20 protein-coding genes and 1 pseudogene are annotated in these 19,363 nt (G+C 32.6%); 9 read left to right on the top strand and 12 right to left on the bottom strand.

The genetic code is table 11. The features are described 5' to 3' along the window. Nucleotides 1-4 precede the first annotated feature (4 nt). Entirely contained in the window at nucleotides 5-274 is a 270-nt protein-coding gene (locus tag NFRAN_RS08995; protein ID WP_134484677.1) for a hypothetical protein, read from the bottom strand. Between the two features lie 4 nt (nucleotides 275-278). Next, nucleotides 279-473 (bottom strand): AbrB/MazE/SpoVT family DNA-binding domain-containing protein, encoded by a 195-nt coding sequence (locus NFRAN_RS09000; RefSeq protein ID WP_134484678.1) that lies wholly within the window; start codon nucleotides 471-473, stop codon nucleotides 279-281. A 39-nt stretch (nucleotides 474-512) separates the two neighbouring features. Between NFRAN_RS09000 and NFRAN_RS09005 the strand changes: the two genes are divergently transcribed. After that, nucleotides 513-1,637: a hypothetical protein gene (locus tag NFRAN_RS09005; protein WP_134484679.1), complete on the top strand. Its 1,125-nt coding sequence runs from the start codon at nucleotides 513-515 to the stop codon at nucleotides 1,635-1,637. 17 nt (nucleotides 1,638-1,654) lie between these two features. Next, a complete protein-coding gene (locus NFRAN_RS09010; protein WP_134484680.1) occupies nucleotides 1,655-2,002 on the top strand; it encodes a hypothetical protein in 348 nt (115 codons plus the stop codon). A 382-nt stretch (nucleotides 2,003-2,384) separates the two neighbouring features. On the opposite strand, the gene NFRAN_RS09015 is transcribed toward NFRAN_RS09010, so the two are convergent. Then, the gene (locus tag NFRAN_RS09015) at nucleotides 2,385-3,602 is read right to left on the bottom strand and encodes a hypothetical protein (RefSeq protein WP_172602242.1); all 1,218 of its coding nucleotides are present in this window, start codon (nucleotides 3,600-3,602) and stop codon (nucleotides 2,385-2,387) included. 166 nt (nucleotides 3,603-3,768) lie between these two features. On the opposite strand from NFRAN_RS09015, the gene NFRAN_RS09020 reads away from it, so the two are divergent. The 3 genes from NFRAN_RS09020 (at nucleotide 3,769) to NFRAN_RS09030 (ending at nucleotide 5,722) form a co-directional block, all read left to right on the top strand. Then, the gene (locus NFRAN_RS09020; RefSeq protein WP_134484682.1) at nucleotides 3,769-4,251 is read left to right on the top strand and encodes a TspO/MBR family protein; all 483 of its coding nucleotides are present in this window, start codon (nucleotides 3,769-3,771) and stop codon (nucleotides 4,249-4,251) included. 241 nt (nucleotides 4,252-4,492) lie between these two features. Beyond that, on the top strand, nucleotides 4,493-4,681 hold the full coding sequence (locus tag NFRAN_RS13870; RefSeq protein ID WP_134484683.1) for a hypothetical protein: 189 nt from the start codon (nucleotides 4,493-4,495) through the stop codon (nucleotides 4,679-4,681). Nucleotides 4,682-5,221: 540 nt separating this feature from the next. Next, a complete protein-coding gene (locus NFRAN_RS09030) occupies nucleotides 5,222-5,722 on the top strand; it encodes a universal stress protein (protein ID WP_172602243.1) in 501 nt (166 codons plus the stop codon). 252 nt (nucleotides 5,723-5,974) lie between these two features. On the opposite strand, the gene NFRAN_RS09035 is transcribed toward NFRAN_RS09030, so the two are convergent. Beyond that, nucleotides 5,975-6,928, bottom strand: a complete 954-nt coding sequence (locus NFRAN_RS09035) for a bile acid:sodium symporter family protein (RefSeq protein WP_134484685.1) — start codon at nucleotides 6,926-6,928, stop codon at nucleotides 5,975-5,977. A gap of 301 nt (nucleotides 6,929-7,229) precedes the next feature. Here NFRAN_RS09035 and NFRAN_RS09040 point away from each other — a divergent pair, with 301 nt between their 5' ends. Next, nucleotides 7,230-7,697, top strand: coding sequence for a universal stress protein (locus tag NFRAN_RS09040; protein ID WP_145988065.1), 468 nt, complete (start codon nucleotides 7,230-7,232; stop codon nucleotides 7,695-7,697). A 270-nt stretch (nucleotides 7,698-7,967) separates the two neighbouring features. On the opposite strand, the gene NFRAN_RS09045 is transcribed toward NFRAN_RS09040, so the two are convergent. The 4 genes from NFRAN_RS09045 to NFRAN_RS13420 all read right to left on the bottom strand — a co-directional run bounded on the left by NFRAN_RS09045 (nucleotide 7,968) and on the right by NFRAN_RS13420 (nucleotide 9,729). Then, nucleotides 7,968-8,276: a hypothetical protein gene (locus tag NFRAN_RS09045; RefSeq protein ID WP_134484687.1), complete on the bottom strand. Its 309-nt coding sequence runs from the start codon at nucleotides 8,274-8,276 to the stop codon at nucleotides 7,968-7,970. A gap of 562 nt (nucleotides 8,277-8,838) precedes the next feature. Then, nucleotides 8,839-9,111, bottom strand: coding sequence for a hypothetical protein (locus NFRAN_RS09050; protein ID WP_134484688.1), 273 nt, complete (start codon nucleotides 9,109-9,111; stop codon nucleotides 8,839-8,841). Nucleotides 9,112-9,226: 115 nt separating this feature from the next. Continuing rightward, nucleotides 9,227-9,376, bottom strand: a complete 150-nt coding sequence (locus NFRAN_RS13875) for a hypothetical protein (protein ID WP_172602244.1) — start codon at nucleotides 9,374-9,376, stop codon at nucleotides 9,227-9,229. 215 nt (nucleotides 9,377-9,591) lie between these two features. Then, a complete protein-coding gene (locus NFRAN_RS13420) occupies nucleotides 9,592-9,729 on the bottom strand; it encodes a V-type ATPase 116kDa subunit family protein (RefSeq protein ID WP_145988066.1) in 138 nt (45 codons plus the stop codon). Between the two features lie 1,104 nt (nucleotides 9,730-10,833). Here NFRAN_RS13420 and NFRAN_RS09060 point away from each other — a divergent pair. Further along, nucleotides 10,834-11,943, top strand: a complete 1,110-nt coding sequence (locus NFRAN_RS09060) for a Rieske 2Fe-2S domain-containing protein (protein ID WP_134484690.1) — start codon at nucleotides 10,834-10,836, stop codon at nucleotides 11,941-11,943. A 312-nt stretch (nucleotides 11,944-12,255) separates the two neighbouring features. On the opposite strand, the gene NFRAN_RS09065 is transcribed toward NFRAN_RS09060, so the two are convergent. The 4 genes and pseudogenes from NFRAN_RS09065 to NFRAN_RS09080 all read right to left on the bottom strand — a co-directional run bounded on the left by NFRAN_RS09065 (nucleotide 12,256) and on the right by NFRAN_RS09080 (nucleotide 17,377). Continuing rightward, nucleotides 12,256-13,500, bottom strand: a complete 1,245-nt coding sequence (locus NFRAN_RS09065) for a patatin-like phospholipase family protein (RefSeq protein WP_134484691.1) — start codon at nucleotides 13,498-13,500, stop codon at nucleotides 12,256-12,258. A gap of 67 nt (nucleotides 13,501-13,567) precedes the next feature. Continuing rightward, nucleotides 13,568-14,982: pseudogene (locus NFRAN_RS09070) on the bottom strand (NAD-dependent succinate-semialdehyde dehydrogenase). Next, nucleotides 14,979-16,034, bottom strand: coding sequence for an alcohol dehydrogenase (locus tag NFRAN_RS09075; RefSeq protein ID WP_134484692.1), 1,056 nt, complete (start codon nucleotides 16,032-16,034; stop codon nucleotides 14,979-14,981). The pseudogene NFRAN_RS09070 and the gene NFRAN_RS09075 overlap by 4 nt, the downstream one beginning before the upstream one ends. A 950-nt stretch (nucleotides 16,035-16,984) precedes the next feature. Further along, a complete protein-coding gene (locus NFRAN_RS09080; protein ID WP_134484693.1) occupies nucleotides 16,985-17,377 on the bottom strand; it encodes a rhodanese-like domain-containing protein in 393 nt (130 codons plus the stop codon). A 372-nt stretch (nucleotides 17,378-17,749) separates the two neighbouring features. Here NFRAN_RS09080 and NFRAN_RS09085 point away from each other — a divergent pair, with 372 nt between their 5' ends. Together NFRAN_RS09085 and NFRAN_RS09090 are read left to right on the top strand one after the other, a co-directional pair. Then, nucleotides 17,750-18,958, top strand: a complete 1,209-nt coding sequence (locus NFRAN_RS09085; RefSeq protein WP_134484694.1) for an NAD(P)-dependent malic enzyme — start codon at nucleotides 17,750-17,752, stop codon at nucleotides 18,956-18,958. 176 nt (nucleotides 18,959-19,134) lie between these two features. Then, the gene (locus tag NFRAN_RS09090; protein ID WP_134484695.1) at nucleotides 19,135-19,353 is read left to right on the top strand and encodes a hypothetical protein; all 219 of its coding nucleotides are present in this window, start codon (nucleotides 19,135-19,137) and stop codon (nucleotides 19,351-19,353) included. Nucleotides 19,354-19,363: the final 10 nt, after the last annotated feature.

Consider the following 19,363-nt stretch of genomic DNA (forward strand, 5'->3'; position numbering starts at 1 on the left):
ATTATTACTCCCCAATAGGCTCGATTTTATCTATTAGAATTTCTTCAATACTTTGACAATCCATTCCAGTTTCTTTTTCTAATTCTCTACACATTCTTGCAAGAAATTTAATCTTAAATTCTGTCCAGTCATAATATCCGAATAATATAATTCTTGACAAATGGATACGGATTTTTCCATGAACATACTTGTCTACCAAAATGCTTTTTGCTACTTGTTTAACTGCTCGAAAAAGTTTATCTTCATTCTCATAGATATTATCAATCATTCTCATGAAGTTACACCGCCTTTTCAATGATGATTCTGTTTGAATCATAACGAACCTTGACAAAATCTCCTTTACCTAAACCTAGTTTTAGGGCATATAATTTCGGAAGAACAATTGAAAAGGAATGTTCTCCTACCAAGCTCTGAACTTTTCTGTATTGTTCTTTGTTGTCTTCTATACTTTCTACATTTTCTGTAATGTTCATATATCCTACAACTTGTAAGAAATATTAAGATACTATTTTATGCCACCCAATAAGAGAGAAACTATCTTAATATGTCCAGTATGCAAAAGGGCGGGTTTCTTAAGAAAGAAACATGGTAAGTTTCATCTGCCTCAAAAATCTAAAATTACTAGCTTATATACATTTTTAGATTATTTGTCCAAACTATATTTCAAGAGATTTGCTAAATCGATTACAAGTGCAAATCATCAAAAACAAATGAAAAGTTTGAATGTCTATAACTCCTTGGTTGTATGCTATAAAACAAGGATAAATAGGATCAAGGAATTTGAATTGAAGGCAATTGAAAGTATAGTATCAAAATATCGTGCTCAAAATTACAATATAATATTCAGTGAAGAACTCTTACGGTCGAACCATCTAAAAGAATTGAATGGGGTAAACAATTCTGCAAATGATGGGGATAATACAAAGACTGTTTATATATCTAGAGCAAAGTTATTTCTCCTTTTTAACTCAATTATTTTTGTCTCTTTGAGCAAGTATTTGGAAATTCATCGTCTAGGCATAGAGGAGAGATTTGAGAAAGAATTTGTGGAAAGAATAAAGAATTTCTTTTATTTTTTCGAATCCGATTTGGATAATAGAAGTAAGATTGACATACTTGGGATGTTGGATCCAAATAATCATCTCAATCGTCCTCAAAGAATAAAAAGATGTTTAAACTGTAAAACTGAGTATCCCGTAAGTCATAAAAATAAATGCAAATGTGGAAGTAGAATCTATTTCCATAAAATAAAGCACTCTAAGAAACAAGTTAGAAAAAAGTCATTGGAGGTTACTACAAATTTATTAAATGCTCCGAAAGGTCTCTTGTCATATGTAAGCTATATGAATCTTTTACAAGAGAAATGGTTTGTTATACCGAAATTCAGAAGAGATTTTCAACAACAATTTGATTCACATGAAAAAGCCATACTCAATGGGTTAAACGTGGAAGGAAATGTCTATTATAGTATTGTCCATTATCTCAAATCAAAAAAATCGGAATGTCCTATCAATAATGATTCTGACTTTGTAAACATATCAATCAGATCTTCAGAATATAACAAATTAGTTGAAGATTTTGTAAAATCTGAAATCTATGACACAAAAAAAATAGTCATGTTATCTATCAAAGATTAATTGATAAGTTGAGAAAAATGAATTTTCCAGAAAGAGTTTTGGATGAAAAATTTTCAAAGGATTGTTATGAATTTGATAAAAAATATTTTTTGGAGCAAAAATTAAAATCCTATAAATTACTAACGAGTCTATTGTATAAGAAACTCTTAGAATGTGATGGAGATCCAATCAGAATGTCTGAATGTTTTATTTCCACTTTTACCGCATATCTCCAAACTTTAATAGATGGAAAAATGGTTTCAAAGGATGAAAGAGATACTATATTGGAGGTTTCAAGAGTTTTAGATTCAATAAACCAACGTCCGATGACCCCGCAATTATCTTCACTTATACTTGGAATTATGACCGACTTCTTCGGACGATAGCATGAAAATGTAAAGAAACTAGAAGATGAATGATTTCTGATGGATATTGCCAAACAATAATGGGTACATCTCTTGTTCCTTATTGCGATACATTAATCCTATTTCTTGTTTTAACTATGCTTAATTGTGGTAATAGCAAAAACGGAATCTCTAATCCTTGTTAAATTAATCATTTGAAAAAAAAGTTTTCTGTATTTAGAATACTATCCACTTATCATTCCAGCCCGTGAGATCTCCTATCATAAATTGTGGCGATAAAATGAGTTTCAACAATCACCAAGCCACTCCACTGGGTAGGATTTAAACTTAAACCGACAATGATGACATCTCTCGTTTTGGAGCTTGTTTCTTGATCTAACTTCCAACTGATCATGTGAAAATTCTAATTCTTTAACTTTTGAATTTCATTCATTAATATCATTACTTGATCTGATAACGCCTTAATAGCATCATCCCTCTCTTGAAGTTTTGAACTAACAAGATGTTCATTATTTTCATTTTTCTCTCTTAGTTCTTTGATCTCTTTTTCAAGTATTGTATTATCTTCTTGGTTTACAGTTAGAAGGGGAATTGCCTTTTGGTATTCTGCGAGGATATCTTCTTCTTTAGGACGTAAGTAATGCAAAACTATTCCTGTATCATGTGACATGAGCATTGATACGATGAGTTCTCTCATAACCTTTTGACATTCTGTTTCAAAAAACTTCCTAAAGCCATGCACACTCTTGACATCGTATTTTCTATAATTGAATTCCCCTTCTTTTGGGATTCTTTTCTCTCTTAGTCCTTGAATCTTCCACGCATCGTTTATCAATACTCTGATTCCATTGGCACTAAGTCTTTTTGGATGCTTTGCAAGTCCTAGATAGTTTCCATATCTTTGACTTTTTATTTGCCAAAGGTTACGTATAATACAAGAATCAGGTCCTATTTTTTCACCAAATGATGCTCGAAAGTCCATCCATTCCTTCACAGATTGATACGCTTCGGGTGTGACATACGAAAAATAGTAATTCTTTGTCTTTGTGTTAAAAACCTTTAATTTTGCGGCTATTAATCGATCATTCTCATATATCGGAGTGAAGTCACTCCATTTAATATAATTCCATGAACTAACTCTGATTCCAGAAGAAATCATTACTAGCACAATTGGTTTAACCCTACGATCGGGAAATTGAATTAATTTTTTGATTTCGTCCATAGTAGGCGGCCGATCGTTTGAATACCTAATTCCTTTCTTAATCCCTTTAGATATTAGCTTCCAGTTCAGGGAAATTCCATTCATTTCACAAAATCTTTTGATGGGTTTAAAATAGTTCTTTATCGTTTCTGTGGATATTTCTCCTTTTTCTACCCTTTTATTCTGTAATGTGAAAAACTTGAATAATTCATTTTCAAGCCAAGATGTGCCATCTTTCCTTTCTTTTATCCTATTAAAAAAAACGTTGCAATTCTCTTCAATTGATTTGGATCTTATGTTCATGAAATCCAGAAATACTTGCAATCTTTTTGGATACTGGCGTTTTGATTCTTTAGAGTTTAAAGCATACATGAATTTTTCATAAGGAGAGAATTCTAGAGGGCTTTTTTGGATTTCCAAATCTTCGAAAGAGGTAAAGGATGCCATTATTTTTGATGACTATATTAATAAACTGGGTCTTAAAAAAGGAAGAGATATCAAACGGGCCCGGTGGGCTTCGGATCCATGAGGTAAATGGGAACTGTTACTTTATTAATATTTAGGTTATCTGATAAATAGATTAGATATGATATCATATGTACAAAAAGTTCTTAAATTTATCATTTCAATAATTATTTGTCAATCCGCAGGTATATTTGGTTCATTATTTACTTTTGACTCTATCTCTGATTGGTATGTGACACTGGAAAAACCTGCATTTGCTCCACCTAATTGGATATTTGGTCCTGTTTGGATTACCTTGTATTTTCTTATGGGTCTATCTTTGTACATAGTCTGGAAAGATGAGTTAAAATCAAAGACTAGAAACGCCTTTTTTGTAGTATTTGGAATTCAATTAATTCTGAATGCTTTGTGGTCATTCTTGTTTTTTGGATTAAGATCACCATTCTTAGGATTATTAGATATCATACTACTTGATATTATGGTAATAGTTACTATAATTTATGCAAACTCAATTTCTAAACTTGCTATGATACTTTTAATTCCATATTTAATCTGGATAGTTTTCGCTTCTTTTCTAAACTATGTGATCTTCTTGGTTAATTAGTCCCTTAATTTTTTAATGTGTTAATTTGAAGAGGATGAAAGTATACAAATCAAACGGGACCGGTGGTTTCCGCTGCATTTTCACCACTAAAAAAGAACTCGTTTACTATGCAAACGGATCAAATAAACATTTGCAATCCTTTGAAGAAATGTAACGCCGGGAGAGGGATTTGAACTCAGTTGCTATACTCGAGGAGACAAAATGAAACTTAATTGTTAATCAGGAGATGAGATTTGTTCACATGTCAGATAGGCTAGGCTTCATACGAAAATTCAAAAAATACATTGAATTTTTAATAGTTGATTGGGATCGGGCCTGGGGTACTGCGAATCCATATGGTACACGGGATCTGTTACTTTTATTTATTTTTTATTTGAATTCGATGATTTGGTTAAATGAAAGTATGCCATCTGGTGAGTATGGCAGTTAGGGATCGATTATATCGCGATGAGGGGTTTTAACCTGAGGGTGAATTGGTTATAGGGCTAGTTTCACAATAATAAATCAAGTGCTGAAGGATTAAATTTATTTAAAGGTTATCAGTCATTTATAAGTATATGAAAGAGATCAATTCTATATTGAATAAATAGAGTATTTGCTTTACTAATGCAAAAAATATTGTTATCTTTGTGTCCTATTTCTGGAAACCACATTTCTATGAGATGCAGTAAAGTATCCACAAAAATCTACAATACCTGGTTTACCATGACACATACATTCACAATTATTTCCTAATGAAAATCGTTGTCTCACAACCATATGTACCATCCAATCCTTATAATATTATGTAATGATTTGGTTTTAGTATATTAGTTATATCGGGCCCGTTTTTTTATAAATAGAATGTTGTCAAAGTCTATATTATCATCTATTAAGATTAAATTATCAGAATAGTCAAACTCCGTCACGCAAGTAGGAACCTGTTGTCATAGCAAGTTTATTAAGACACTCTACTTCTTTATCCTTAAGATTGGATCTACGAGTTATCTTAGTACCTTACGATAGTTCCTATTTTTCTGAAAACGCATTGGAGTATGCAGTATATCTAGCCAAAGTGATATTTTTAGGCGACCCAAAAAAACGAATAATCAAGGTCATAATGTTACATGTGATACAAGAAATACCACTTACTAAAACTCTTTTAGGTAAAATGAAAATTAATCGCAAAAATAAGAATTTATCTTTGAATGAGCATGCTGATAGTATATACCAAGAAACAAAAACTCTGATGCAAAAAGATATGGATGAGAAAAAGAAGACTTACAAGTCCATAGACGGAATCAAAATAGAATCACGGATTCTTTATGGCGACCCCGCTAATCAAATCATTGATTATTCTAATAGTTACAGAGTTGATTTGATAGTTATGGGAAGTAATGGGCTGCAAGGTTTGGCTAAATTTAAAGGACTTGGTAGTGTCTCAAGAAAAGTATCAGAAGCAGTTTCACGACCTATGACAATAATAAGGTAACAATATATTGTATATTCGTAAACGATTAAACCCATCTTTTTGAATCAATTATCGAGTAATATTTCAAAACATGTTAATTAAAAGATAATGTAATATGGGATTGTCATTGAAAATTAGATATTTTAATTTACTATCTGGGAGAAGGCAGGCATAAATCCAAAAGTTATATTAACATTAACTGTTTTTTTGCCAAAATATCTCCTACTAACTTCAATTGAACAAATAGTACAAAATGAAAAACACAATAATGTTCTATTCAAAAAATAACTTTTTTAAAGGTACCATTAAACCATAGTATGCCAAATTATAGAATGCTGCTAGGGCAGCTACTTCCGTTCCGAAAAATTGAGATGCAAATACAACTACAAGGGTATTATTTACATAACTCATAATTACAAAGGCAGCAACTCTGGATGATTTGTCCTTTTTTCCTATGATATATGAGGTGAAATAGCCTATAAATCCATACACAAAGAATAAAGCAAATGCTGTAACAATCATTGTTATTACAAATGAATATTCAGAAATGAAATAGTTGGAGAATTTTGCATATATTCCTAGATTCATGAATGATATTAGAATGACTGAAGGTATGAAAGAGCTAACTTCAATTTTTTTTGCTAACTTTGGAGCTTTACCCTTTACTAACCAACCTGCAAATAAGGGTAGGAACAGAGCTTCAGCTAATAATATTATCATATCCAAAAGAGGAATATGGAATTTTTCTACATCGACCAACAAATACACCAGGGAGGGCAAAACAAGCGGAACAACAATAGATGATGATATTATCATTCCCACGACTAACGGCAATTGATGGCTTTTTTCAAAAACGTTAATTACAAATGGGGCTCCCAACCCAGTTGATATTCCTGAAAGAAGTAATACTGGAATTGCAAGTGATGGATAAATTATATTTGTAACTGCAAACAAAAGGAGAGGAATTGCTAAAAGCTTGATAACAGTAAATAATATGATGGGAATGGGTCTTTTAAACTGTAATCCTAGTTGTTGAAGATCCATTTTGATCAAATTTAAGAATAGTAAAGATCCGAGCAGAACCAGAAGATAAGGTTCAAATATTATTCCAAATGAAGGTACCAATATACCTGTTACTGTAGAAATGGCAATTGCAATAAGGAGAATTAAATCATCTTTCTCTAAATTCGGTGTCTGTGAATGCGGTTCGGCTTTACTTTTTGACACTTTCCTTGCTCTTTTTTCTTCATTTGTAATATATTTAACAGTATCATTTGTTGAAAATAAATAATGAAATATCTGAAAGGAAATGATTTGTGCATGGACTTGCAATTCTCTATTGACTCTGCTTATATAGTAATAACGTCAACGACAGCTAACTGACATTCATGATATAATTAATTTATAAACTTGACAAATTGTTTATCTAACTAACACTACGAATTTGCATATCATTAGTCAATAAGACCATTTTTCATTGACATAGACTGGATACTTGCTTATATTGATCGAAATTCATTGTTATTTGATGCCTTTCAAACGCATATTAGTACCATTTGATACTTCAGAGTTGTCGATTAAGGCCCTAGAAAAGGCTTTGGAATTAGCTATGGTGAATCGATCTCAAATTTTCGTACTACATGTAATTAATGAAATACCATTACCAATTCATTATTCAAAAATAGAGTCAAAAAACAATGAGGTGACCATAACTCCACTAGTTAATAAACTCCATAATGAGATAAAGAGTGAAATGATCGAGATTATGGAGGAGGTGAAAAACACATATGCTAAACAAAACGTTTCAATCACCACAGAAATTAAAATAGGTGAACCAGCAGAAATAATCGTTGATTTTACTAAACAAAATAACATTGATCTCATTGTTATGGGTAGTATTGGACATAAGGGAATTTCAGGAATGTTTAAAAAATTAGGAAGTGTTGTAAGAAAGGTTGCAGAAGAAGTAGACTGTGCATTGTTAATTGTAAGATAACTGTCAAAATTCTATTTGCACAATAGCATCTGATTAGTGTGGTAAGAGAAGTAGGTAAATCGATTAATCCTCTTACAGATAATGCATTGATCCAAATAAAAAAACAATTAAATTAATAAAAATTTTCAACCTTTTCGAACTCTGTAGAGGAGACAAAAAAATCTAGAAGAGATTTTTAAATATTTTAGATAGATTTATGATTACTTTCTTTTACCTCTTGAAATTGTAGAACTAGATGACATGAAACTAAAATTTTTTATTAATTTTTTTCTAGTAAACTACTTGGTCGTCTCTATCATAATTTTGTTTCAGATAAATAGCAAATCCGACATGGCCACAATCTTCTGTATTGCACGTAATACACCAAGGCATACCATCTCTATAGGCAACTATAACATTTGTTAACATACTTTTGTCAAATAAAATTACATACTTTTTATCAAAGTAATCTTCAACCACTAGCAAAGTATCGCCAGGATTCGTATCTTTTGATATTAGCCATTCCATGAACTCTATTGTACTTGGATCAAGGCTATTCAATGCAGAATTCATTACAGATGTTTGAGATTTTCTAGACAAGTCTATTAATTATCCTTCCTTCTCAATCCAAGTATAGGTAAAAAAGGTATTAAGGATATCTATAATCTCTCAGCAAATACTGATCAATTATATACATCATATCCATTTTTTTTAGAATCCAATACTACAGTCAAAAAGAATGGGAAAAAATTGTTTGTTATGCTAAGTTCTATCCATGTCATATATGCTTGTTTGAGATACCATCTGATTCAGACGAACGTTGTTGTATTTTCTTTTGCCTTGATATTGATAATTAAAATGATTATGAGTGAATAGGTATTGAATCTCAACGCTCTATGTGAACCATTGAGGAACAGTTCATCATTGGAGACTAAAACATCATCTTTTGGAAATATATCGATTATTACTCCATGGAACACTGGAAATGAAAGAAATAATGAAAGTGAACCTGACATCGGTAATATTTTCAATGTGTAGTGATGATAACAGAATTTGTCCGATTCTTTATTAATTTGTCGATAGCAAATTCCTTATAATGAGTTAGACTATAAATCAATTAAAATTCAATTATAAATATATTCTATCGCTATAGACGGCCCTGTTAACTTGAGCATAAATCACCTCCCTGTTTGTGATGATTGACAAACAGATTCATCCAATTCATCACATGTTTTAGTTTGCAATTTTCCTTTCGACAAGGAAAGTAATCGTCAAAGCATTGGGTTCTATCCTTGATATACTGCATAAATTGTTCTATCAGGCTTTTCTCCAAAGAGGAATGGATATGGTGTTTTAATCTAAGGAACCTGCAAGCCTGGGGATACCAAGTACCACCATCTGTGGAAACTGGATGCTTTCCATGAATCCTTATCACACCTTAGAGAAACCTTTCTGCTATTAGCATGTTTCTCTCCTTGGATTTATTGGCTAAAAAAGTGCGAGAATCTGCCTGGTTTCTGGCTCTATTGCAATCCAGACCCATACTAACTCTACCCAACTTTGATTAAAGTCTCATCGACGATGTATTCTTCGATCTTCTTTCTTTGAGGATATCTTCCTAGGATGACATTTTTGGATCCAATTCCAGATTGCAATATGGCTTCTCTTGACATTGTGTAAATAAAACATTGCTTTGGCAACACCTCTGGTTGAAAGTCCAAGAAAATACAAATACAATGCTCGACCAATATCTAATGAAGGTGTTCTGTTTCTTTTGTTGATCATAGAAGAGAGATAGAACATCTTCGAGCTATATCATTTCCTTAAGTTAACAGAGCCCTATAGACCTGTCATAATTTTTTATACTTAGTCTTTTTATCAGTCTTTCAAGGTCTGGGTCGCTATCTAAAATTTGCTACCCCTCAACTACAACATGCTGTCTAGTATATTCTTTCTTTAGGTTCTCGTAATGAGAATTAAACCATCTAAAGTTCTCTGTCAATTTTTCTAATCTAGTTAGATCGGATTTGACAAGATCATCTAGATCTTGCATTGTAGTTATTATGTATTATTTGGACTCTAAATAAATTCTGATATAATTCTTAGATCTATGGGAATTAAATATTAACAAAGGTCAAGGAATCTGATAATATGAGGGTTAAAAGACCCTTTTATTAGTTGACTTCTTGTATCTAAATTAACAGTAGTTAAAAATTAATAAGTTTGCAAATCACTAAATCTACATTTTATAAAATCTATAACTATTAAGAGTCAATTCTATTTTATCCCAAATAACATCATATTGGTAATTGATTGACATTTCAGTTTGGTCAAAGTTGTCAATTTATCATTTTCTACCTCTTTAAATTTTCTTAACTTAGAGAAGTATCTACTTATTTTTCTAATTTCTTTCTCTTTTACAACATAATCCTTTCCTATATCACTTTGAACATGTTATATAAGATGAATGATAAAATATCTAAGGTCATCATTTCTTTTTCTATGCATATCCAACGTTACAAACAAGTTATTTGGTTTTGGAATTCCACTATTTGGTGATGTTTATTATCCTGATTATAAACCATTTTAAAAAGAATTACAAGAAAAAATATTCTTTTAAATGAAAATAAATTCACGAATACATGAGGATAAGTTTGTGGATTCATGTAATCTTCTATAAGCTAGATCATAAATCAAAATATAATGAATTTGGATGTTTATTGTAATCGTTGAGAAATAGATTCTATCAAATTTGTCCTCTTGTTAAATAGTTTATTATACCATATTATTCGCTGGTTCCATGACTGGCTGAAGCAGATAATTGCACTAACCTTATCTTTAGGTCTGTCTTTCTGAAACCAAAACAACAAACTCTTTGGATTCATATGTGTAAAATTCACAGAGTTTGTTGATCATGGATTTGTCTTTAGAGTATTTCTTTTAATTAAAATATTGTAAAATATGTGGTAACAGTTCTTATTTCTGGCATCAAGCTTCTAGCAGTAATCATGCTGCAATACAGAGGCATGAAATGAATATCTCAAATTTACTAACAATAATAATGTTAAAATGTATGATAATGGTATAGAAATCGGCTCGTTAAGATTGAAATAGGAACCCTTATACAAATTGTAATGCATAATAAACTTGAACGAAAGTGAGCGAAGATTTCATTAAAGTTGCTGATACTAAAGACATACCACCATCACAAATGAAAGAAGTTCAAGTTGACGGTGAAAATATCTGTATTGCCAATGTTGACGGAAAATACTATGCCATCGGTAGTATTTGTACTCATGAAGGCGGTCCATTAGCAGAAGGCACTCTCGATAGATATGAAGTCGAATGTCCGTGGCATGGTTCCAGGTTCGATGTAAGAACAGGAGAGGTAATTAGTCCACCAGCAAATGAACCAGAACCGGTTTATGAAGTAAAATTAGATGGCAATAATGTACTAATTATGAAACAAGATAAAAGTAAATCCCCGCCCCAATCTGAGCTAGAATTATTAGAAAAAATTAAGGTGGAGGGGACCGATATGATGTCGTTTAAGTTTAGTAAACCGAGTAGAGAAATAGACTCGAGTCAACAAACCCGGTTATCTGATTATGCTGCAGGTCAATTTGCATTTTTTGATATAGGTGGTGTCAATAATGATCCCAAAGGTCCGATCAGGCATTTTACCCTTTCTTCTTCTCCAACGGAGGACTTTATAATGTTCACAACAAGGATGAGAGACTCGCCATACAAAAAGAGGCTTGCTGCATTAGATGAAAGCGCCAAAGTCAAGGTTAGGGGTCCTGAAGGACAATTTGTGTTGCACGACGATTATTCAAAGCCAGCTGTGTTTCTTTCAGGGGGAATAGGTGTTACGCCGTTTAGAAGTATGATTAAATATGTTACAGATAAACAACTACCATTAAAAATAATAATGTTTGATTCAAATAGGGATCCAGTTAACATCCTTTTCAAAAAAGAATTTGATAGTTGGACAACATTAAACAAAAATCTAAATATAATCTATTCTGTTAGTAATGAAGATAAACCTGAGGAAAATCAAGTGACAACTACAAAGGATTGGAAAGGAGAGCATGGGAGAATAAATAAAGAAATGATTCTTAAACATCTAGACAATACTGTATTAAATAATTCCATATTCTACATTTGTGGTCCTCCAGGTATGTTAAAAGCGATGCAGTCGTTACTTCAGGAAGAATTAAAAATAGCAGAAGATAGAATAAAGGTAGAAGAGTTTACAGGTTACTGATATAGTAATGTTAAGAAAAATGGTATATAATTCATAAGGAAATGAGGCAGGACAGTCTGTTAAGTTTTACCAATCCTGTGCTCAGAATTTATAAAATTCTTTCTCTCCTTTGTTATTATCTATTATCTTCAGAATCTGACAGACACATTAATTTATTTTCGATATAGTCAAGGAATATAATCAAATCATAAAATATAAGAAAATGCTATCAACTATTTCCCAAGTTAGATCCAAACTTAATCCGATCCACTTTTGTTTGTTTGTGATAATAGGATAAATGATCAAGGTGAAACATAAAAGTAAATTAAAGTTTCATCTAGATATCTTTTTATTTTTTATAATTTCGTTTGTTTTTTCTTCTCCTTCCCTAATCGAATTCTTGATAGTCTGAGGTGAGAAATCTGCATTTTCAGTCATATGAGGATATGGTTCTTCACGCTTTATATGGTAGATTTCTTTGATTTCTGCACCATGCTCTAGTTTGTATACTTTATATTTTTGACGTATACTTTTAAGTTGTTTTTCATCAAGATGTAATTTATCAACATTTTTATCTACTATTTGATAAAGTTGTTCGATATAATCTAAATACCTTGATATCACCTTTGACATTTGTACGTTATGTTCTGTTTTATCAGAAAACATGATATCTCTCGCTCTGTGGTAAACTTCAGCTAGATTATTTGGCAGACTATCTATGTTCTTTGGATAGTTTTCTACAATGAATATTCTTTTATCTCTTACTGGTGTAGCGGTTATAACCTCCCTTAATGGAGTGTTGCTCAACAGGCCACCATCCCATGCAAATACTCCGTCTTTGACTTCTATCCAGCGAAAATTGTATAGTGGATAAGCAGATGTTGCAAGGATGTGTTTAGCAGTTATCTGTTCCTTATAGCTATCGAATGTTAAAGGTCGGGCATTTAAAACATTTACGGCCGTCAAGATTAACCGTATATTTGAATTTCCACCTGGTCTTAATTTGTCATAACTGATGTATCTTTCTAAAGTTTTTGCTAAAGGCATATGATCGTATAGAAAAGTCCATTTTTGTGGTGTAAAATATTCTAGGTCATTTAAAGCGTATTCTGATGACCACCTGGGGATAAACATTTTACTATTTCCAAAAAAGAAAGAACTGTAAAAAGACTTCATTTGTTTTACTTTTATATCCATTTCAATTCTATCTGAAGAATAGGTTTCTTCTATTCCTGCTACTGCAGCAGACAAAGATGAAGGAAAGAGATAATAGTCGAACTTTAATGGTATTTGAAAAGTTTTCATGTACCAATTCCAAACAGAATATGGAGAAAGTTTATCGATATCCACAAAGCCTTCAGATAGCTCTAGCCAAAAATCCTCTAAGATCTGATCTGTATTGTCCTCCTTTTTACTACCAGCTATTATTGCAGCATTTACACCACCGATGGAAGTGCCTGCAATCACATCTAAATTGACATTATTTTTTAGGAGAGCTTTATAGACACCACATCCAAAAGCACCCAGAGACCCACCACCTTGAAGTATTAATACATTTTCCAGGGTATTACCAGACATAGTTTAATGTTCCTCCGTTAGGAATATAATTGATTATTACTACTTTTTTATCTGACATCTCTCGTTTTCACTCTACATGATGGTTGTGAATCAATTGATCATAAAATCTCACTGATTTTATATTTACAAACTCAAGCATACCGTACCTTGATAACTCCCTGCCAAAACCACTTTTTTTAACACCTCCAAATGGAACTCTAGGATCTGAGGCTACGACATTATTAACAGATACCATACCTGACTCGATAATGCTTGAAAGTCTTTCTGCTTTGTCCAAATCTTGAGTCCATATACTTGCTCCTAGACCATAATCTGAATTATTAGCAATTCTTATGGCTTCTGCATCATAGCCAGCTACAATAATTGGGGCAACTGGGCCAAATACCTCTTCTTGAGCTATAGACATTTTGGCTCGATATTCTTGAGAACTGTTGGTCTGTAAAAATTGCCTTTATTTCCTACTTGTTCTCCTCCTGTTAGAATTTCGGTACCTTCTTTAATTGAGGTTTTAACCTGCGAATCTATTTTCTGTAGACCGCTAGCATTTACAAGCGGCCCTATATCAGTATTGTCCGACATGGGATCACCCACATTAAGCGTTTCAGTTTTTTGAACGAATTTTTCAATGAACTCGTTAGCAATATCTTTTACTACAATAAAACGTTTTGAGGCTATACAGCTTTGACCACAATTTATAAAACGTCCCTTTATGGCACCGTCGGATGCTTTCTCGATATCGGCATCTTCACACACTATGAAAGGATCACTTCCTCCCAACTCTAACACCGTTTTCTTCACCTGAGATGTGGCCCTTTGCGCAACCTTTGCACCTACAGGAACACTTCCAGTGAACGTTACTGCATTAATATCCGAATCAATTAGTGACTCTGCAATTCTTGAGTCACCTATCAGTGTTTGAAATACTCCTTCTGGAATCCCTATTCTATCGAACGCATTTTCTATATTAATACCACATTGCATAGTAACACTAGACGGCTTTAATACAATCGTATTACCGACCATTAACGAAGGTGCTGCAAATCTTAATGCTTGCCAGTATGGAAAGTTCCACGGCATAATGCTGCCTACTACTCCAATAGGCTGAAATTTTATCATGGATTTCCTTGCATCAGTATTTATAATTTCATCTGTAGAAATGATCTGTCCATTATCGGCGTAATATTCTATCGCCCAAGCACATTTTTCAACTTCGGATCTGGCTTCTTTTATTGCCTTTCCCATTTCATTTGTGGCGGTTCTTGCAAGGTTCTCTTTATTTTTTCGTAATTCATTAGCAACAGCATAGAGATAATCTATTCTTTTGTTTGTATCTTTTTTCCACTCTTGAAAAGCAATTCTGGATTTCTTTACTCTATCCGTTATCTGATCTTTGGTCATATTTTTGTATTTGTTGACAACCTCTCTTGTTGCAGGATTTATAGTCTCAAATTCCATTGCTGAATCTGTCGAGGAATCTGTCATGGATTTATTATCCCTCTACCTGCAATTTTGCCCTCTTTTAACATCGTCAAGGCTTGTGTTGCCTGATCAAGTTTAAATCGATTTGAAATTAGTGGTTTTATTACTCCTCTTTTAGCTAATGAAACTAATTCTGCCAAATCATTTATCGTTCCAGTGTATGATCCAATCAACCGGTACGCTCTAGTTGGCATACTTACGAGACCCAATTTCAATTCGCCGCCAAATAGTCCTACCAAAACTACTTTTGCCCTTCTTCTAAGAAATTGCATATCAACCTCTACGGTTTTTGATGCATTGACAAAATCAATTACTGCGTCAGCGCCAAGATTATTGGTTAGTTCCATTATTGACTTGACAGTATCTTCTTTTTTTGAATTGATTACATCATTGGCGCCATTATCTTTGGCATTTTTTAATTTGTCGTCGTTGATATCCAGCGCGATAATCCGGGCGCCAGTAACTGATCTCGCTAGCTGTATGGCCATCAATCCCAATCCACCTGTGCCAACAATCACAACATTGTCATTTGGTTTTAAATTAGCATTCTTAACTGCTCCATACGCAGTAAGTGCAGAACATGACAATGTAGCAGCTGCGTCCATATCCAAATCATCATTTATTTTTATTAGATATTTGAAACTTGGTATTAAAACGTACTCTGAATAACCTCCATCTAAATATACACCTAATGATCGCGGTTTATCACAAAGGTTTTCCTCACCACTTCTACAAGCAGGACACAAGCCTTCACCTATCCAGGGATATACAATTACTTTTTCATTTTTACTAAATCCTTCGGCTTGATCTCCTAAACTCTCTATAGTACCCGCTATTTCATGACCTGGAGTCAACGGATATTTTACCCCTCTATCAGTTGTTTTTAAGATTTGTCCATCAAGGCCTTCATATCCCCCATCCCACAAATGAATATCGCTATGACATACTCCTGAAGAACGAACTTTAACAAGAACCTGTGGTCCCATAGGTTTGGGAATTTCAAGTTGTTGTACTTCCAAAGGTTCATGTGGTTTAGTAATTCTTGCTGATTTCATATAGGAGTTAGGAAGTTACTGCATATAAAGAATGATCAATAAAATAGAATGGAATAAAGCATTATCAAGATTTATTTTTCATGAATATTCATCTATGCTCTTGGTAATAGTTATTCAATGCTATCATTTGTCGAGTTCCTATTAAAAAATAAGTATTTTATTTTATTATTATCGCATAAATGAATTTATTTTTTGGCTTATGTAATCCTAATTTCTCTTATAGTGGTCGCCGGACTTTTTGTTGTAATGATAGTAAATTTTTCACTTTTAAGAAGGAATATACAAATACAAAGTGAACGGCAGATTTATTCTAGAATAAAGGATACAAGGGCTTGAACTCGAAAACACTTAATCGTTTACCAAGATGGCAAAAGAAAGCCGTATTTTTCTAGAGCGAATTTCTTTGGTTGATAATCCCAACGAATACTATAATATAGTGACATTTCTAGATTTATTCAAATTCTTATTCGCGTTTAACAAATGAGACTTAATTGATTCTGACATATGATTCCGGTGGAAAGGTCTTGTGAGAATAGCAATGACTATACCAAAATTTAAGTGCGTATGGGATAAAACAAATTACATTCAATCCATTGAATTCAGAAGTTTCACGAATTCTCTTTAAAGTAATTTGAATTAGAATAAAGTATCGATCGGAATGGCAATGTTATTTCCCAAAAGTTATTGATATTAATGCATGAGGCCGACCAAAACATAATAGTATCCATACGATAAATAGCCATTGAAATCCAAAGTAATCTATTTATAATGATTTTGTAATCCGATTTTAAAAAATCACGAATCTAATCAATTTCTTTGCTGACTTACTGTAATTCAGTCTCATTAATTGCTATTTTTAGCCCTTATTGTAAAAGGTAAGATACTTCATGTCCCTCCTAACACTTTTTTAGAAAATGTCTATTCAGTCCAAGTGCAAGTTTTTCTTCTACTTATTTTTTGATTTTATCTATTACTTCTTTAAATTTTCCAAATTTAACCATGTTTTGCCTTCCCTGTATTTCCTGTTTCCATGCAATAAACCCACCTTCAATACTAAAGGCGTTAAATCCTTGTGTGTTAAGCTCATCTGTTGCAATGTCTGCTCTATTACCCACAGTAGAGTAAAGATATAATGGTACTTGTCTAAGTCTATCTAAATCCCCATTTCTTGAGTCTCTAATTAACTGTGTAAGTGGTATATTGACAGCTCCAAATATCTTGCTATCACCTCCATCGAACTCCTGGCCTTCCAACTCCTTTCCATCTCTTACATCTATAATCATATATTTTCCAGGCTTGCCTCTTTTTTTCTGCAAGTCTCTAGGCGATATTTTATTTGTCATTAAGAGCAATACTACGTGCTAACTATATTTAATTTCCTTATGTACACGAGTAATACCATAGTAAAATAAAGCTAAATTGCAAAAATATATAACATGGTTTAGAAAGTTTCTTAGATTAAAGGTAATTGTTAATCATATACATCGACTCTGGGGTATAACCTCTACGAATTTCTTAGTTTAAAGGTTCCATATATTACATATACAAGGTATCAATAAACCAGTTAGATCAATGACATTTCTACTTGTTATTTCCAAAAAAATATTGACTTTGATTTGTTTATGAGAGATAATAGGAATGATGATCCTTAGATTTTATTCTCAAATATAGGAATGTATATACAATAACGTTGCTATAGTTAAGTGATTATATAAATGGGTCTAGAAGAAGATGCAATAAATCTCCATCGAACACTAAAGGGAAAAATCGAAATTCACAATACCATTGATATAAATAAATCTTTTAATGGCAAGAGCGATGTACTTGACCTTATTTATACTCTAGGTGTGGCATTTGTATCGCGAGTTATAAGTAAAGATAAAAAATTAGCATTTGATTATACGTCCAAATGGAACAATGTTGCCATTATTTGTGATGGGACACGGGTACTGGGATTAGGAGATGTTGGTCCCGAAGCTGCAATTCCAGTTATGGAAGGAAAATCTGTATTGTTCAAAGTTTTAGGTGGAGTGAATGCTTTTCCTCTGTGTATTGATACCAAAGATAAGGAGGAAATTATTAAATTAGTAAAATCTATTCAACCAATTTTTGGTGCAATCAATATAGAAGATATTGAATCACCGAAAGTACTTGAGATTGTAGAAAGACTACAGAAAGAACTTATGATACCAGTCTTCCATGATGATCAACACGGTACAGCAATAATAGCTTTAGCAGGATTATTAAATGCGCTTAAAATAGTACAAAAGAAAATAGACCAAATAAGAGTGGTAATTGCAGGAGCTGGATCAGCTGGATATGGGATATTCAGAATACTGATAGAAGCAGGATGCAAGGATATTGTCGTAACTGACAGTATTGGAGCATTATATGAAAATCGAACCACTGGCATGAAAAATCCATATAAAAGAGAGATATCGGAAAAATCAAATCCTATGAAATTAACTGGAAGTCTTATTGAGGTCATGAAAGGGGCAGATGTATTCATGGGAGTATCTGGAAAGGGTAAATTGATAAATAAAGATATGATACAAACAATGAATCCTGACCCAATTATTTTTGGTTTAAGTAATCCTGATCCTGAAATTCTACCTTCTGATGCTTTAGAGGCGGGTGCGACAATTGTTGCTACTGGAAGATCGGATTTTGCAAATCAGATAAACAACGCTGTAGTTTTTCCATCAATACTTCGTGCTCTTTTGGATCTTCGAATCAATACGCTAACTCAAGGTATGCTGGTAGCGGTTGCTACAGCCATAGCAAATATACTCGATAATAAACAGTTAAAATCAGATTATATAATACCGAAAGTCGATGATCCTCGGATTATTCATATTGTTACAGATACATTAAGAAATGCAATACAAAATCATTTAGAAAATAAAACTGAAACTATAGCATAATCAGTTTTTGATCACAAACGTATTGGGTTAAGACTTCCTATTACCTATATAATGGTACGCTAATCAGAAGACAAAAAAAATATTCAACCGCTTTCTAGACCAGATAATTTGTCAATGAATAATAGTCCTAATTATATAGTAACAAGGTTTAAAAAGGAAGACGCGCATAATAATGGATGGCAAATTATGAAAATATAAAAAATTGTCTAGATAAGAGTGGAGAAGTAATGATAAGACTCGACAACAACGAGAGTATCGAATTGCATAAACATAATGTAACTTTCGATGATAATTCAAAAGAAATCATAATTGACGCTGGTACTGAGACCTATTGGATTGGAGCTGAAAAGGTTTCTTACTATTGGATACATAAAGAAGGCTTTAGTAAAGAATAATACCTTTTCT

The sequence above is a fragment of the Candidatus Nitrosocosmicus franklandus genome, assembly GCF_900696045.1.
In the GTDB taxonomy this organism is placed as follows: domain Archaea; phylum Thermoproteota; class Nitrososphaeria; order Nitrososphaerales; family Nitrososphaeraceae; genus Nitrosocosmicus; species Nitrosocosmicus franklandus_A.